This is a genomic window from Streptomyces sp. CB02056 (assembly GCF_001905545.1).
Taxonomy (GTDB): Bacteria; Actinomycetota; Actinomycetes; order Streptomycetales; family Streptomycetaceae; genus Kitasatospora.
In genome coordinates this window covers 101,123-116,484 of record NZ_LIPD01000012.1, presented here as the reverse complement: position 1 = coordinate 116,484, position 15,362 = coordinate 101,123, and the positions used below count along the sequence as shown (strand labels likewise).

13 protein-coding genes are annotated in these 15,362 nt (G+C 74.2%); 6 read left to right on the top strand and 7 right to left on the bottom strand.

All coding sequences use genetic code 11. The annotated features are described in order from the left end of the window. Positions 1–4: 4 nt before the first annotated feature. From AMK13_RS29745 to AMK13_RS29735, 3 genes are all read left to right on the top strand, one after another. On the top strand, positions 5–2,008 hold the full coding sequence (locus AMK13_RS29745; protein WP_074004853.1) for a phosphocholine-specific phospholipase C: 2,004 nt from the start codon (positions 5–7) through the stop codon (positions 2,006–2,008). 85 nt (positions 2,009–2,093) lie between these two features. Continuing rightward, on the top strand, positions 2,094–2,567 hold the full coding sequence (locus AMK13_RS29740; protein WP_049651503.1) for a VOC family protein: 474 nt from the start codon (positions 2,094–2,096) through the stop codon (positions 2,565–2,567). Positions 2,568–2,571: 4 nt separating this feature from the next. After that, a complete protein-coding gene (locus AMK13_RS29735; RefSeq protein WP_049651504.1) occupies positions 2,572–3,021 on the top strand; it encodes an SRPBCC domain-containing protein in 450 nt (149 codons plus the stop codon). A gap of 37 nt (positions 3,022–3,058) precedes the next feature. Here AMK13_RS29735 and AMK13_RS29730 read toward each other — a convergent pair whose 3' ends face one another. The 3 genes from AMK13_RS29730 to AMK13_RS29720 form a co-directional block, all read right to left on the bottom strand. Further along, complete coding sequence (locus tag AMK13_RS29730; RefSeq protein WP_074004852.1) at positions 3,059–4,312, bottom strand: FUSC family protein; 1,254 nt, start codon at positions 4,310–4,312, stop codon at positions 3,059–3,061. A gap of 111 nt (positions 4,313–4,423) precedes the next feature. Continuing rightward, positions 4,424–5,158, bottom strand: coding sequence for a polyprenol monophosphomannose synthase (locus AMK13_RS29725; RefSeq protein WP_074004851.1), 735 nt, complete (start codon positions 5,156–5,158; stop codon positions 4,424–4,426). 234 nt (positions 5,159–5,392) lie between these two features. Continuing rightward, positions 5,393–6,988, bottom strand: a complete 1,596-nt coding sequence (locus AMK13_RS29720; protein ID WP_074004850.1) for a N,N-dimethylformamidase beta subunit family domain-containing protein — start codon at positions 6,986–6,988, stop codon at positions 5,393–5,395. A gap of 406 nt (positions 6,989–7,394) precedes the next feature. Here AMK13_RS29720 and AMK13_RS29715 point away from each other — a divergent pair, with 406 nt between their 5' ends. After that, positions 7,395–9,296 carry an APC family permease gene (locus AMK13_RS29715; protein ID WP_074004849.1) on the top strand — a complete coding sequence of 634 codons (1,902 nt, stop codon included), beginning with the start codon at positions 7,395–7,397 and terminating at the stop codon, positions 9,294–9,296. A gap of 61 nt (positions 9,297–9,357) precedes the next feature. Here the strand turns inward: AMK13_RS29715 and AMK13_RS29710 are convergent, their stop codons facing one another. Beyond that, on the bottom strand, positions 9,358–9,627 hold the full coding sequence (locus AMK13_RS29710) for a GlsB/YeaQ/YmgE family stress response membrane protein (protein ID WP_049651509.1): 270 nt from the start codon (positions 9,625–9,627) through the stop codon (positions 9,358–9,360). Positions 9,628–9,898: 271 nt separating this feature from the next. Here AMK13_RS29710 and AMK13_RS29705 point away from each other — a divergent pair, with 271 nt between their 5' ends. Beyond that, a complete protein-coding gene (locus AMK13_RS29705; protein ID WP_049651510.1) occupies positions 9,899–10,264 on the top strand; it encodes a hypothetical protein in 366 nt (121 codons plus the stop codon). Positions 10,265–10,324: 60 nt separating this feature from the next. Here the strand turns inward: AMK13_RS29705 and AMK13_RS29700 are convergent, their stop codons facing one another. After that, the gene (locus tag AMK13_RS29700; RefSeq protein ID WP_198959464.1) at positions 10,325–11,125 is read right to left on the bottom strand and encodes a HEAT repeat domain-containing protein; all 801 of its coding nucleotides are present in this window, start codon (positions 11,123–11,125) and stop codon (positions 10,325–10,327) included. A 96-nt stretch (positions 11,126–11,221) separates the two neighbouring features. Further along, positions 11,222–11,932, bottom strand: coding sequence for a TetR/AcrR family transcriptional regulator (locus AMK13_RS29695; protein WP_074004979.1), 711 nt, complete (start codon positions 11,930–11,932; stop codon positions 11,222–11,224). A 140-nt stretch (positions 11,933–12,072) separates the two neighbouring features. On the opposite strand from AMK13_RS29695, the gene AMK13_RS29690 reads away from it, so the two are divergent. Then, positions 12,073–13,272: an FAD-dependent monooxygenase gene (locus AMK13_RS29690; RefSeq protein ID WP_074004848.1), complete on the top strand. Its 1,200-nt coding sequence runs from the start codon at positions 12,073–12,075 to the stop codon at positions 13,270–13,272. A gap of 40 nt (positions 13,273–13,312) precedes the next feature. Here AMK13_RS29690 and AMK13_RS29685 read toward each other — a convergent pair whose 3' ends face one another. Continuing rightward, on the bottom strand, positions 13,313–15,301 hold the full coding sequence (locus AMK13_RS29685; RefSeq protein ID WP_158077758.1) for a hypothetical protein: 1,989 nt from the start codon (positions 15,299–15,301) through the stop codon (positions 13,313–13,315). Between the last annotated feature and the right edge of the window lie 61 nt (positions 15,302–15,362).

Sequence of the window (15,362 nt, the reverse complement as noted above, 5' to 3'; positions counted from 1 at the left end):
CGTCATGCCCGAGCTCTCCCGCCGCACCTTCGTCGGCGCCACCGCGGCCGCCAGCGCCACCGCCCTGTCCGGCCTGACGGCCGCCCAGGCCGCCGCCGCCCCGGCCCCCGCTCCCGCCGCCGGTGCCAAGCCCGGCACCCCGCTGACCGGCACCGTCAAGGACGTCAGGCACGTCGTCGTCCTGATGCAGGAGAACCGTTCCTTCGACCACTACTTCGGCACCCTGGCCGGCGTCCGCGGCTTCGGCGACAAGCAGGCGCTCCAGTTCCCGGACGGCACCGACGTCTTCCGCCAGCCCGACGGCCGGCGCAGCGACGGCGGCGTGATGCTGCCGTACCGGATGGACACCGCCAAGTACAACGCGCAGAACGCCGGCGGCCTGCCGCACGACTGGGCCACCGGCCACCAGGCCATCAACAACGGCGCGATGAACAAGTGGATCGCCGCCAAGGGCGAGCGCACCATGGGCTACTTCACCCGCGACGACATCCCCTACCAGTACGCCCTGGCCGACGCGTTCACCGTCTGCGACGCCTACTTCACCTCGCTGGCCGGCCCGACCGACCCCAACCGGCTCTACCTGTGGACCGGCACGTCCGGCCCCGGCCGCGACGGCACCACCGGCCCGTGGATCGACAACACCCCGGTCACCGACAACCCCGTCGCCGACTGGACCACCTACGCCGAGCGCCTGGAGGCGGCCGGCGTCAGCTGGCGCGTCTACCACAACCCCAGCAAGGACGAGCGCACCGGCGACTACGACGACAACGCGCTCTCCTACTTCAAGCAGTTCCACAACTTCCCGCACGACGACCCGCGTTACGTCAACGCGATGACGAAGTTCGACCCCGCCGACTTCGACCGCCACTGCAAGGACGGCACCCTGCCGACCGTCTCCTGGCTGGTCGCGCCGTACCTGTTCTCCGAGCACCCGGAGGCCGGCCCGGCCTACGGCGCGCACTGGGTCGACCAGGCCCTGCGGTCGCTGACGTCCAACCCGGAGGTCTGGCGGCACACCGTCTTCCTGGTGATGTACGACGAGAACGACGGCTACTTCGACCACATGGTCCCGCCCACCCCGGAGCCCGGCACCCCCGAGGAGTTCACCCAGGGACGGGCCATCGGCCTCGGCAACCGGGTGCCGCTCTGGGTCGTGTCGCCCTGGTCGCGCGGTGGCTGGGTCAACTCCCAGGTCTTCGACCACACCTCGGTGCTGCGCTTCATGGAACTGGTCACCGGGGTGGCCGAGCCCAACATCTCGGCCTGGCGCCGGGCCGTCTGCGGCGACCTCACCAGCTGCTTCGACTTCGCCGCCCCCGAGCTCTCGGTCCCGGTGCTGCCCGACACCAAGGCCCTGATGGCCAGGGCCGACGCGGGCACCAGGCTGCCCGGCGTCGCGCTGCCGGCGGTCGGCGCCCAGGCGATGCCCGTCCAGGAGCGCGGCGAGCGCCCGCACCGCCCGCTGCCGTACCAGCCGTGGGCCGACGTCGAGGTGGACCGGAAGACCGGCAAGGTCACCTGCACGATGAGCAACGACGGCTCGGTGGCCTTCCCGTACACCGTCTACCCGAACATCCTGCTCCCCTTCGCCGGCACCCCGTACACCGTCGCCCCCGGCGCCACCGCCCGGTACGTCTGGGACGCCGCCACCACCGACGGCCGCTACGACTTCACCGTGCACGGCCCGGACGGCTTCGTCCGGCGCTTCGCCGGCACCGTGGTCCGCGACGGGCAGGACGGCCAGAACGACATCGGCGTGCCGATCGTCACCGTCGACCTGCGCGGCAGCCGCAAGCTCACCCTTCAGCTCGTCAACGACGGCATGACCGACGTGGCCTTCACCGCCGCGCCCAACGACTTCGCGGGCACCGCGCAGACCGTCTGGGTCAAGCCCGGCAAGCAGGCCGACCTGGCCTGGCCGCTGGACGAGCAGGGCCGCTACGACGTCGTGGTGACCGCCCACACCGGTCAGCGCTTCGTCCGGCGCTTCGCGGGCTGGGTGCACTGACCCGGCGACGGCCGGGGGCGCCGATCCGGTGACCCCCGGCCGTGGCTCGGCCGCCCCGACGGACCCCGCCGTTACCGTCGGGCGCATGCAGAAAATCACCACCTCCCTCTGGTTCGACGACCAGGCCGAAGAGGCCGCCGCCTTCTACACCACGCTGTTCCCGAACTCCCGGGTCCTCAGGACCACCCGCTACGGCGAGACCGGCCCCGGCCCGGCGGGCTCGGTGATGACCGTCGAGTTCGAGCTCGCCGGCCGCGCGTACGTGGGCCTCAACGGCGGCCCGGCGTTCCACTTCACCGAGGCGATCTCGCTCCAGGTGGCGTGCGACGACCAGCAGGAGGTCGACCGGCTCTGGGCGGAACTCACCGCCGACGGTGGCCAGCCCGGCCCGTGCGGCTGGCTCAAGGACCGCTACGGCCTCTCCTGGCAGATCACCCCACGGGTGCTGCTCGACCTGGTCTCGGGCGAGGACCGGGCCACGGCGGACCGCGTCTTCGCGGCCATGCTGCGGATGCAGAAGATCGAGATCCAGCCGCTGCTCGACGCGGCGAAGGGGTGAGCCCGTGACCGCCTTCAGCCACCGCGGCATCACCTACCTGCGGGCCACCCCCGAGCGGGTCTGGCACGCGCTCACCAACGCCGACGAGTCCGGCCTCTACTGGGGCCACCGCAACGTCTCCACCTGGCTGCTCGGCGCGCCCTGGGAGCACCAGCGGACCGACGGCTCCGGGACCGCCGACGTCATCGGCACCGTCGAGGCGGTCGACCGCCCGCACCTGTTGGTCACCACCTGGGCCGGGCCGCAGGAGGGGCGCGCCGCCTTCCCCTCCCGGGTCACCTTCGAACTCCAGGGCTGGCACGACCTCACCCGGCTCACCGTCACCCACGTGGACCTCGCCGACGAGGCCGCCCGGGCGGACGCCGAACAGGGCTGGTCGGCGGTGCTCGCCAACCTCAAGACCTACCTGGAGACCGGCCACCCGCTGCCGCAGGAACCCTGGCTGATGCCCTGAGACCCCGGCGCCCGCCAAACCGCCGGGTGTTCCACCGCTACGCCGCCGGGCGGTCCGCCGCAGCGGACGTCCGGCCGCCGCGGGCCCGTTCGCCCCGCAGCAGGCGGCGCAGCCAGGCGTAGCGGGAGAACCGCTCCCGGTTCGCCACCGAGGCCCGGTCCAGTTCCTCCATCAGCCGTCGGCCGCGGTGCTCCAGGTCCATCTCGTCCAGGATGCGGTCCACCTCGGCCAGTATCGAACCGTGCAGCTGCCAGGCCTCCGGGTGCTCCTGGACCTTGCGCAGCAGCACCTGGGCGACGTTCTCCCGGCAGGCCCAGGCCGCCGCCAGCTCGGCGGTCAGCCGCTCCTCCGCCTCCTCGGCGCTGCGGCTCACCTGGGTGGTCACCAGCACCGCGTAGCTCACCATCGCGCCGCCGACGTGCGCCAGCAGCTCCTCCAGCCCCGTCGCGACGTCCGGCGGGAAGAGCCGTTCGCCGGGCGCGCGCCGCTTGGCCAGGTCGGTCAGCGAACGGGCCAGCACCCGGATCACGACGACGCAGATCTCCAGGGTGTCCAGCCCGGTGCGCAGCACCAGCCGGGACAGCAGCCCCTCGCTGATCCGCGGGTTGAACCGCAGGCTGTCCTCGGCCTGGCGCAGCGCCGCGTCCACGTCGGCGATCGCCTGGTCCAGCCGGCGGGCCTCGTGCAGCCGCTCGGCGGCCCGGGCCACCGGGGTGGGGCGGCCCAGCTCCTCGGAGATGTCGAGCAGCAGCTGGCGGGCCCGCCGGGCCAGGTCCTCGATCGACTCCCCGGCGGTGTCCACCCAGACCGGCGGCGCGAACACCAGGTTGAACAGCAGGCCGACGGCCGCGCCGATGAGGGTCTCCAGCACCCGGTCCCAGGCCTGCGAGGCCAGCTTGGTCACGCCCAGGATCAGCATCGCGCTGATCGCGACCTCCTGGACGAACTCCTCGACCCGGACGAACCGGCCGACGACCAGCGAGGCCAGGATGATCAGCCCGAGGCTCCACCAGGAGAGCCCGACCACCGCGCTGAACCCGATCGCGATCAGCACCCCGACCACCACCGAGTTGACCCGGCGGATGCTGGTCTTGAGCGTCGAGTAGACGGTGACCTGGACGACCAGCAGCGCGGTCAGCGGCGCCGTCAGCGGAGCGGGCTCGCTGCTCAGCCGCGTCGCCACCGCGAAGGCGATGGTGGCCGCGACGGTGGCCCGGACGCTCTGGACCACGAACGGTTCTCGGGCGCCGCGGCGGACCAGGTCCGTGAGTGTCTCCGGGAGAAGGGCCATGTCGCCCTTCTTTCCCCGCGGCGGCCGTTCACACCGCTCCGGCGGCGGTCCGGCACCCGTACGACCGCACCGGGCCGGCGTCCTGCCGTGCCCGGTCCCGTCGGTGCCTCGTCAGCCCTCGCGGTTGAAGCGCAGCTTCCAGGGCGCCAGCGCGGACTCGACCTGCACGCCCATGCTCATCTTCGAGGCGCCCTCGATCCGCTCCTCGAAGCGGATCGGCACCTCGCGGATCGTCATGCCCTGCTTGACGACGCGGTAGTTCATCTCGACCTGGAACGAGTAGCCGTTGCTCCGCACGGTCGGCAGGTCGATGGCGCGGAGGGTGTCCGCCCGCCAGGCCTTGAACCCGGCGGTGGCGTCCCTGACCCCGAGGCTGAGGATCGTGTTGACGTAGAAGTTCGCCCAGGCCGAGAGCGCCTTGCGGTGCCAGGGCCACTCCTCGGCGGTGGAGCCGCCGGGGACGTAGCGGGAGCCCAGCACCACGGCGGTGTCGTCACCGAGCAGCAGCTCGACCATCGCGGGTATCGCCGAGGCCGGGTGGGAGAGGTCAGCGTCCATCTGCACCACGACGTCGGCGCCCTCGTCCAGGGCCCTGGCCATGCCGGCCAGGTAGGCGCGGCCGAGGCCGTCCTTCTCGGTGCGGTGCAGCACGCCCACGGTGCCGCCGGAGTCCGCGGCGAGCTTGTCGGCGATCTCGCCGGTGCCGTCGGGGGAGTTGTCGTCGACCACCAGCAGGTGCAGGTCGGGCACCGGGAGCTCCGCGAGCAGGCCCGCGAGGACCGGGAGGTTCTCCCGCTCGTTGTACGTGGGGACGACCACAACGACCTTGGGGGAGGCCTCGACCATGTTCTGTTTCCCTCGTGCCTGCTCCGGATGAGACCGTGCGAGTGTATCGGGCGTTCCGACCACCTCCTGCCCCGGCCGGAGGTCGGAAGCCCGTTCGATCACGATGCGGTACCGTGACGGGCCGCGAACGCCCGGAACAGTAGCCCCGGAGACCTCCCATGACGATCCGTCGCACCACTGTCCTGCCCGCCACCGCCCTCGTCGTCGCGCCGTCCGCGGGCTGAGCCGGGGCGGCTACGCCGTGCCGTAGACGGCGTCGAGGTTGTCCTGGGCCGGGCGGGTCCGGCCGGCCGGGCCGGCGGCGAAGGCGCGCAGGACGTTCTCGGTGACCTGGCGGACCAGGTCCCCGGCGTGCGAGTCGATGCCGTGGTCGGCCCGGCCGCCGCCGGGGCCGCGGGCCTCCAGCGCCTCGACCCAGCGCATTGTCCCGGTGGCGAACACCCCGGCCCCGCTCGGCACGGTGTAGTAGGCGGTGTCGGAGTGGGAGCGCCGGCCGTCGCACACCACGGGGGAGTGGGCGATCACCTCGATCGGGCGCGGGGTGGGGAAGCCGGTGTGCACCCGGTCGTACTCCACCCCGACCAGGTGCGGGAACGAGGCCCCCGCCGCGACGCCCGTCCCCTCGTACGCCCAGTGCCCGGGCGAGGTGACCACGTACGGGGCGTCCACCGGGTAGCCGTCGTAGATGACGCCGAGCATCGAGCTCTCCGGGTCGGCGCCCGGGCCGGTCCGGAAGTCGGTGGTCGCCGGGGCGCCCGCCTGGTGGCCCGGGTCCTGCGCCCAGGCGTCCTTGTAGCAGACCACCGTGCGGTCCGGCCCGAGGTCGGACGGCTCGAACCGGATCCGGCGGTAGCAGCAGTTGGCGCCCAGGACCGCCAGGTTGGTCCCGGCGTCGCGGGCGGCGACCACGTTGGCCCGCTGCTCGGGCGACCAGTACTCGTCGTGGCCGAGCGACAGGACGGCGCTCGCCCCGGTCAGCAGGCCGGGTTCGCGGGCCACGTCGACGCCGGTGGTGTAGGCGAGCGGCAGGCCGAGCCGTTCGGCGAGGGCGACCAGCGGCGCCTCGTAGACCAGGAACAGCCCGGCGCCGTGGTCGTAGTCGTACGGCCGGTCGAAGACGACCTTCAGCGAGCGGGTGGCCAGGCCGCCGGTCGGGCCGTTGTAGAGGCTGTAGCCGCCCCACTCGTTGTAGGCCTGCCAGGTCGCCGGGGCGCTCATCACCACGGTCCGGCCCGCGGTGCTCGCCGAGCGGACGGTGAGCGGGACGTAGCGCCGCCCGGAGCCGTCCTCGGCGTCCAGGCGCAGCAGGTAGGCGCCCTCGGGCCAGCCGGCGGTGTCCACCGCGAGGGTGCGCTGCCAGCCGGTCAGGACGGTGCGGGTCGCCGGGGCCACGTGCGGTGCGGCCTGCTTGCCGCCGGGGACGTGCTCGCGGCGCCAGACCAGCCGGGCGCGGGCGCCGTCGTACCAGCCCATCCGGTAGGCGGAGACGGTGAACGCGGCGGCGGGGGTGGAGACGTGCAGGCCGAAGGGCTCGCCGGGCAGGACGCTGACCCGGTCGGCGAAGCCCTCGATGGCGCCGTCCGGGCCGGGGTCGGTGATCTCCCAGTCGGCGTTGCCGGGGCGGGAGCGCTCGCTCGTCGGGCCGGTGTGGCCGTCGGCGGCCGGGCCGGCGGTGCCGGGTGGCGTGGACGCCGGGGCGGCCGGCGCGCCCGCCGCCCCGGCGGACGGGTGCGCGGCGGGGGCCGCATCCGGGCGACGGGGGCCGCAGGAAGTGACGGCGGCCGCCATCAGGCCCAGGCCCAGGATCCTCCGCCGACTCGGCTCCGCCACCGCTTCCTCCGTTTTTCCTGTCCCTGCCCGGTCCGTGGGCGCGCCGACCCGGCCGGTGGCGCGCTGTGCGGCGCCGGCCCGGTGCGTCGGTGCGCGCGGACATCCTCGCGTGTTCCGCGAGGTCCGTGCAGCCTGGCACACCGGACCGGGCGCGGCCGCACCCGTCTCGGGACGGCCCGCGACCGGGGAGGGCCGTACGGGCGCACCCGGGCGTGTCGGCCCGCGCGGTTGACCGGCCCCGGCGGGCCGGTCCCCTAGCCTGACCAGGCCCGCCGTCCGGCGGCCACAGGGGGTCCGGAGCCGTACGAGGCCGGCCGAGTCGTGGACAGGGGTGCCCGTGGTGTCGTCGGGGTCGGCCGAAGCAGGGGCGGGGCCGGTCACCCGGCGCGGGCGGTTCCGGGAGTGGATGCTGGAAGGCCTGGCCGACCTGGCCAAACAGCACCCCGGCCCGCACGCCGAGGCGCCGCACGAGAAGGGCCAGCGCTGGTGGCGGGTCATGTGCCTGACCGGCCTGGACTACTTCTCCACGCTCGGCTACCAGCCCGGCATCGCCGCGCTCGCGGCCGGACTGGTCTCGCCGCTGGCGACCATCGTGCTGGTGGTCGTCACCCTGCTCGGCGCGCTGCCCGTCTACCGGAGGGTCGCCCAGGAGAGCCCGCACGGCCAGGGCTCGATCGCGATGCTGGAACGGCTGCTCTCCTTCTGGCAGGGCAAGCTCTTCGTGCTCACCCTGCTGGGCTTCGCGGCCACCGACTTCATGATCACCATCACCCTGTCCGCCGCCGACGCCAGCGCCCACCTGGTGGAGAACCCGCACCTGCACAGCGCCCTGACCGGCAAGCAGGTCATGCTGACCCTGATCATGATCGCGCTGCTCGGTGCCGTCTTCCTCAAGGGCTTCAGCGAGGCGATCGGCCTGGCGGTGGTGCTGGTCGCGGTGTACCTCTCGCTGAACGTCGTGGTGGTCGCCAACGGGCTGTGGCACGTGCTCAAGGCCCCGCACGTGTTCAGCGACTGGACGCACGCGCTGACCGTGGAGCACGGCAACGCGATCGCGATGATCGGCGTCGCGCTGATCGTCTTCCCGAAGCTGGCGCTCGGCCTGTCCGGCTTCGAGACCGGCGTCGCCGTGATGCCGCACATCGAGGGCGACCCGGACGACACCGAGGAGAAGCCCACCGGCCGGATCCGCGGCGCCCGCAAGCTGCTGACCACCGCCGCCGCGATCATGAGCGTGTTCCTGATCGCCACCAGCTTCATCACCACGCTGCTCATCCCGGCCGACCAGTTCAAGGCCGGCGGCCAGGCCAACGGGCGGGCGCTCGCCTACCTCGCCCACGAGTACCTGGGCAGCACCTTCGGCAGCGTCTACGACCTGTCCACGATCGCCATCCTCTGGTTCGCCGGGGCCTCCGCGATGGCCGGGCTGCTCAACCTGATGCCGCGCTACCTGCCCCGCTACGGCATGGCCCCGCACTGGGCCCGCGCGGTGCGGCCGACCGTCATCGTGCTCACCCTGATCGCCTTCCTGGTCACCTGGATCTTCGACGCCAACGTGGACGCCCAGGGCGGCGCCTACGCCACCGGCGTGCTGGTGCTGATCAGCTCCGCCGCCATCGCGGTGACCATCGCCGCCCACAAGGCCGGGCAGCGCCGTTGGCGCACCGGCTTCGCGGTGATCGCGGGGGTCTTCCTCTACACCACGGCGGTGAACATCGCCGAGCGGCCGGACGGGGTCAAGATCGGCGCCTGCTTCATCGCGGGCATCATGCTGCTCTCGTTCCTGTCCCGGCTCAAGCGGGCCTTCGAACTGCGCGTCACCGACGTGGTGCTGGACGACGTCGCGGACCGGTTCGTCCGGGACTACACCCACCGCCCGCTGCGGCTGATCGCCAACGAGCCGAACAGCCGGGACCTCGCCGAGTACCGCGACAAGATCCACCAGATCCGGCGGGACAACGACATCCCGGCCGAGGACGACCTGGTGTTCGTCGAGGTCACCGTGCTCGACCCGTCCGACTTCGAGGCCGTGCTGACGGTCCGCGGCGAGGTGCTGCACGACCGCTACCGGGTGCTGGCGCTGGGGAGCTCCAGCGTGCCCAACGCGCTGGCCGCGCTGCTGCTCGAGGTGCGCGACCTCACCGGGCAGCAGCCGCACATCTACTTCGAGTGGACCGAGGGCAACCCCTTCGCCCAGTTCCTGCGGTTCTTCCTGTTCGGACAGGGCGAGATCGCCCCCGTCACCCGCGAGGTGCTGCGCGAGGCCGAACCGGACCGGTCCCGCCGGCCGGCCGTCCACGTGGGCTGAGCGGGCGGCCCGGCCGGCTGGTCGGCCGGGCCGCCCGGGCCGGGTGCCGGGGGTCGGTCGGTCAGCGGTTCTGGTGGGACTTCGTCCACGCGGGCGCGACGAAGGCCACCAGGGCGACGGCGAAGGCCAGTTGCAGGATGTGCCGGATCCAGTCGATGCCCGAGGTGTGGCGGACGCCGATCCAGCCGGAGACGGCGTTGCCGAGCCAGGCCCCGGCCGCGCCGAGCAGCATGGTCAGCCACCAGGGGATCGACTGCGGTCCACGCAGGATCAGTTTGGCGAGCACGCCCAGCACGAAGCCGATGAGCAGAATCCACAGGAGCTGGAACATCGCAGTCCACCTTCCGGGCGCTCCCGGGGCCGACGGCCCGGTGCGCCGAATCGCCGATGACGCGGTTCGTCCCATGATCACCCGGATCCGGCGAACGGGCATGTCGACGGGAGAGTGCGCAGGTCAGCCGCGTACCGGTGGAGTGCTACCGGCGGGGAATAGGCGAGAACGCGCCGCAGGTCGGGCCGGAAAGTCGCTGTCCGTCATCGGCTCCGCACGGATAGGAATGGGCGGGACGCGGACGCGCCGCGTCACCGAGAGGAGCCGCCCCGTGATACGCCTTCGTTCCGCCGTCCTGACCCTGGGCTGTACCGCCGCCGCGCTGACCCTGACCATGGGGACGGCCCAGGCCGCGCCCGGTGACACCAGCACCAGCTGCTCCTCCTCGCTGACGCCGGGCGGCTTCGTGGACGTCCAGTGGTGGAACAGCGCCGGCTGCGGCTCCGGTTTCACCCCGAACACCAAGAAGATCATGCAGCTCACCGGCTACCCGGTCGGCACCGTGGTCAACGCCTGCGCCTCCACCTGGCCGCCGGCCGGCTGGACGATCGTCAGCACCTACTACGGCTCCGGCTGCAACTACTCGGCGGTGCCGAGCCTGGAGAAGAACTCCTGGCAGCTCAAGCGCGTCTCCTGACGGCGGCGCACAGGCCGGCGGAGTGCTGCTGCCCGTCCGGGGCGGGCCGCCGGCCGGGGCTCAGCTCTCCCTGACCGCCTCGACGGCCCCGCGGACCAGTGGGTCCGGATCGTCCGCCAGGCCGTCCAGCAGCTCGGCGACGCCCGGGGTCGACCAGCCGCCGACGGCCCAGACCAGGTCCGTCCGCACGCCCGGGTGCGGGTGGTCGGCCAGTCGGGCGAGCAGGTCCACCGGGCCGCGGCGGCGCAGCCCGAACCAGTGCAGGGCGGTGCGCAGTTCGTACGGGTCGCCGGGTTCGCCAGCCGCCGCGATCCGGGCCAGCAGCACCGGGACGGGCGGCGGCGGGCCGTCCAGCGGGTGCGGGTGGCGCTCGCGCAGCCGGCGGCTGCCGTACTCGCCGCGGATACGGCAGCCGAGACAGGTGCAGGGCCGGGTGCCGTGGGCGTCCGGGACGTAGCGCCAGCCGGTGGCCTGCGGCACGGCGCGGACCCGGTGCACCTCGCGGGCGCCCACCGCGCGCGGCAGGAACACCTCCCAGCCGCGCGGGTCGGGCAGGGCGCCGATCCGCCGGACCGCCTCGGCGGCCCGCACCGGCCGCTGGGCGTCCTGGGCGCGGTCGCGGTAGTGCCCGGTCAGGACCTCCTGCCCGTCGTCCAGTCGGAGGTGCACCGCGACCAGTGCGCCCTTGGGGCCGAACCGGGCCAGCTCGCGCAGCCACTGGTGGGTCAGCGTGTACGAGGGCAGCACGGGGAAGCAGTACACCCCGCGTGCGCCGCCCTGGCCCCGGCTGTCGGCGCGGATCCCGGCGCGGCGGATGCGCGGCGCGTTCGCCGCGGCGGTCAGGTGCACGAACATCGCCATGGGGCGCGATCCTAGCGAGCGGCCGGGTGGCCGGCCGAGCGGTTTTCCCGGGCCTCCGGTTCCTCGCCACCGGGCGTTCCGGGACGCTGCCGCGGGTCAGGCGCCGGCCGTGCGGCGGTCGATCAGGGCGGCCAGCCCGTCCAGGATGCGCTCCAGGCCGAACTCCAGCGCCTGGTCGCGGCCGTCGGGGTCGGCCATGGCGGCGGCGACGGCCGGGAAGCGGTCGGCGTTCTCCTGGACCACGGTGCCGAGGGCGGCGAGGAGTTCGGCCTCGGGGGTGTCGGCGGGGCCGGCGGCGCGGGACTGCGCGGCGATTCCGCGCACGTGCCCGGTGAGCAGGACGGCGGCGTCCATCCGTTCGGGGCCGGTCAGCCCGTGGCCGTCGAGCGCCGCCACCACCCGCTCCAGCCAGGCGAGTTCCCTCGGACCGAGCGCCCGCGCGCCGACGGTGGCGTCCAGCAGCCACGGGTGCCTGGCGAAGGACTCGGCCAAGTGGTGAGCCCAGGCGGTGAGTTGCTCCCGCCAGTCGGCACCCTCCGGTGCGTCCGGAGGCGCGTCGACGGCCGACTCGACCATCAGGGCGACGAGTTCGGCCTTGCCGGGGACGTACCGGTAGAGCGACATCTTGGTGAAGTCGAGCAGCCCGGCCACCTTCTGCATGGAGACCGCGCCGAGCCCCTCCGCGTCGGCGAGCTCGACCCCGGCCGCGGCGATCCGCTCCAGGCTGAGGGCCGGCTTCGGCCCGCGGGTGGGTTTGGGGGCCGGGCCCCAGAGCAGCCGCACCGTGTCGTTCGCCGCCTCGGCCATCATCCGCTCCCGTTCTGGGGTTCCGTTCGGGGCTTGCCACCTGGGGGGTTGCCCTTCCCGCTCAACTGTGTCTACCGTACACAGGAACAAACAGTGTCCGCCAGACACAGTTTCACGATCCTCGGACGGAGTGGATTCCCATGAGCACCAAGGTCCTGATCTCGGGCGCGAGCATCGCCGGCCCCGCACTCGCCCACTGGCTGGGCCGGTACGGCTTCGAGGTGACCGTGGTCGAGTTGGCCCCCGCGCTGCGCGACGGCGGCCAGGACGTCGACTTCCGCGGCCGCACCCACCTGACCGTGCTGGAGCGGATGGGTGTCCTGGAGGAGCTGCGCACGCTCGGCACCGGCGGCAGTCCGATGACCTTCGTCGGCCCCGACGGGCGCCAACTGCTGCACCTGCCCGCCGAGTTCGCCGGAGGTGACCTGGAGGTCCCGCGCGGGGAGCTGGCCCAGCTGCTCCACCGGCACAGCAGCGCCCGCGCCGAGTACGTCTTCGGCGACTCGATCACGGCGCTGGAGGAGACTCCGGACGGGGTCCGGGTCGCCTTCCGGCACGGGGCGCCGCGCGAGTTCGACCTGGTGATCGGCGCCGACGGGCTGCACTCCACCGTCCGTCGGCTCGCCTTCGGCCCCGAGCAGCGCTACGTCCGCCACCTCGGCTACTACGCGGCCACCTGGCAGCTGCCCAACGACCTCGGACTGCCCATCGGCGGGGTCGGCCTCAACGTCCCCGGCCGGCTGATGTCCGTCGGCGCCGACCACCGCGACCCGAGCCGGGCCGGTGCTTTCTGCCTCTTCGCCTCGCCCGAACTGCGCTACGACCGTCACGACCCGGCGCGGCAGAAGGAACTGGTCCGGGCCGCCTTCGCGGGCCTCGGCTGGCGGGTGCCGCAGCTGCTGGAGAGCCTGGACGCCGCCCCCGAGCCGTACTTCGACTCGATCAGTCGCGCCGACGTGCCCGCCTGGTCGACCGGTCGGATCGCCCTGATCGGCGACGCCGCCTGCGGCGCGACCATCGGCGGCATGGGCACCGGGACGGCGGTGGTGGCCGCGTACGTCCTGGCGGGCGAGCTGGCCCGCGCCCGCGGCGACCACCGGGCCGCCTTCGCGCGGTACGAGCACCTCCTGCGCGGCTACGCGCAGGGCTGCCAGAAGGGCGGCGACCGCACCGGTCCGTTCCTCGCGCCGCGCACGGCCACCGGGCTGCGGTTCCGCAACGCGCTGCTCAACCGGCGCTGGGCGCTGGAGAAGATGCTGGAGCTGGGCAAGCAGGTCAGCAGCGTCGAACTGCCCGACTACGAGCGGGAGCTGTCCCGTCGGCCGCGGGCCGTGGCCTGAACGGGAGCACTCGGGGTGGAAGGGAGACGGGGCGCGGGGCTCAGTGCGGTGGGTCGATCCGGGCGCCGTTGTCGAGCAGCGCCTCCACCTGGACGGCCGCGCGGGCGGGGCGTTCGACGGCCAGGGTGCGGTCCGGCGCGGGCCGGTCGGCGGACCAGCCCGAACCCTTGACGGTGAGCCGGGTGACCCGGCGGCTGCCCGCCGCGAGCACGAACTCCGTCCCGTGCGGGGAACGCCACCAGGTCCAGGCCACGGCGTCCCGCTCGAAGCGGCCGCAGGCCCGGCCCGGTCCGCCGCCGGTGCGCTGCGCGCCGCGGGCGCCCGGCAGGACGACGGCGGTGGCCGCACTGCCCGCGCCGTCCCAGCGGTCGGCGCGCAGGCAGACCCAGGAGGCCGAGCCCGCGTTCTGCGGCAGCGGCTGGACGGCGAAGGCCCAGAGGTTCAGCTGTTTGACGCCCGGTGTGCCGTCCGGAACGGCGCAGCCGGCCCGGGACCAGGCCAGCAGCGCGTCCTGGGCGGTCGCCTCGCGCGGCTCGCGGTCGGCCTGGGCGCGGTCGGCCTGGGCTCGGTCAGGTGGTGAGCCGTCCGGCTGGGGGCGCTCCGGTGGCGGGGCGTAGGTGAGGTGTGCGGGGATCAGGCCGCCCAGGTCGGCCAGCAGGAAGGCGGACCTCTCGGCCTTCTCGGCGACCACGGGGGACGAGTGCAGCTGGAGCAGGGTGGCGCCCTGGCAGTCGGCGGGCCCGCCGGCCGGGGCCGGGGAGGTGAGGCCGTCGGGGTGCTCCAACGGGTGGGCGGGGGTGTCGGGCCGGTCGATCCGGCGGGTCTCCGCGGAGTCCACCCAGGGCGCCAGCAGGTAGCGGACGGTGGCGCCCTGACGGCGCAGGACCACCGCGCCGGCCGTGGTCGGGTCCGCGTCGTCGGCCCGGGCGAGGTCCAGGTCTCCGCTGTCCCGACCGCCCTGACCGTTCTGGCTGTCGGTGTAGCGGGCGATCCGCTCGCCGTCGGAGAACACCACCACACCGGTGCCGTCCACCGTCCCGGCGAACAGCAGGTGCGGCGCGGGCGCGGCGGGCGGACCGGCGTCCGTACCCGGCTCGGCGTGGGTCCGGCTGCCGGGCCGGGCCCAGGCGGCCAGGGCGCGGCCGAGCAGCGCGCCGTCCTCGCGCCGCTCGCCACGGGCGGGCCAGGCGGTGAAGTCGACCCGGCTGGTGTGCTGCCAGGCGTCGGGGGCGACCCGGACCAGGTGGGACGGGTCGGGGTCGGCGCCCGCGAGCGGCACCGTCGTCGGACGGCCGGGCGCCGCCGGGTGCGAACCGCCCAGCACGCCCGCCGTGGTGGTGAGGCCGAGCACGCCGACCGCGAGCGCGGCCGTCAGCGTACGGCGCCGGCGCAGCAGGTCGGTGGGCTGCACCCGGACGGCGCAGGGGTCGAAGGCGGGCGGCAGCGGATCCGGACCGGACGGCACCTGCCCGGCCACGGCCACCGCCACCGCCGGGTGCGCCACCCCGGCCTGCCGCAGCACCTCGGCGGCCCGTTCGACGCCCAGCCCCTCGACCGTCCGCAGGGCGAAGGCCGCCCTGGCCGGGGCGGAGAGCGCGGCGAGCGCGTGGTCGAGTTCCGCGTCCCCCTCGCCGCCGTGCGGGGTGAACAGCCGCAGGCCCCAGACCCGGGGCGTGAGGAGACGGGCGGCCGGGCGCGGCCGGAGCGCGGCGCGCAGCACCCGCAGGCGCAGCGCGGCGTAGGCCGGGTCGTCCGGGGCGTCCGTGCCTTCCGGAGCGTCGGAGGGCCCGGGCGCGGACGGTCGGACGGCGGTTCGGTCCGTGCGGGCCCAGCGGGTGGGCAGAGCGCGCTGGACGGCGCAGTGGGCGGCGAGCACCCGGGTGTGCCGGTCGCGGTCGGCCGGCAGCGCCAGGTAGGCGAGCCGGACCAGCCGTCGGTAATGGCGCACCAGCGAGGCCTCCGCCAGGGCCACCGGGCGCGCCGCGACATCCCGGCGCAGCGCGGCCGTGCTCACCGTCCGTACTGCCAAGGGGCCCTCCCGGGAGCCGAACCGCTGTCGTGGTGGACGGTCCAACGAGTCGATCATGTGA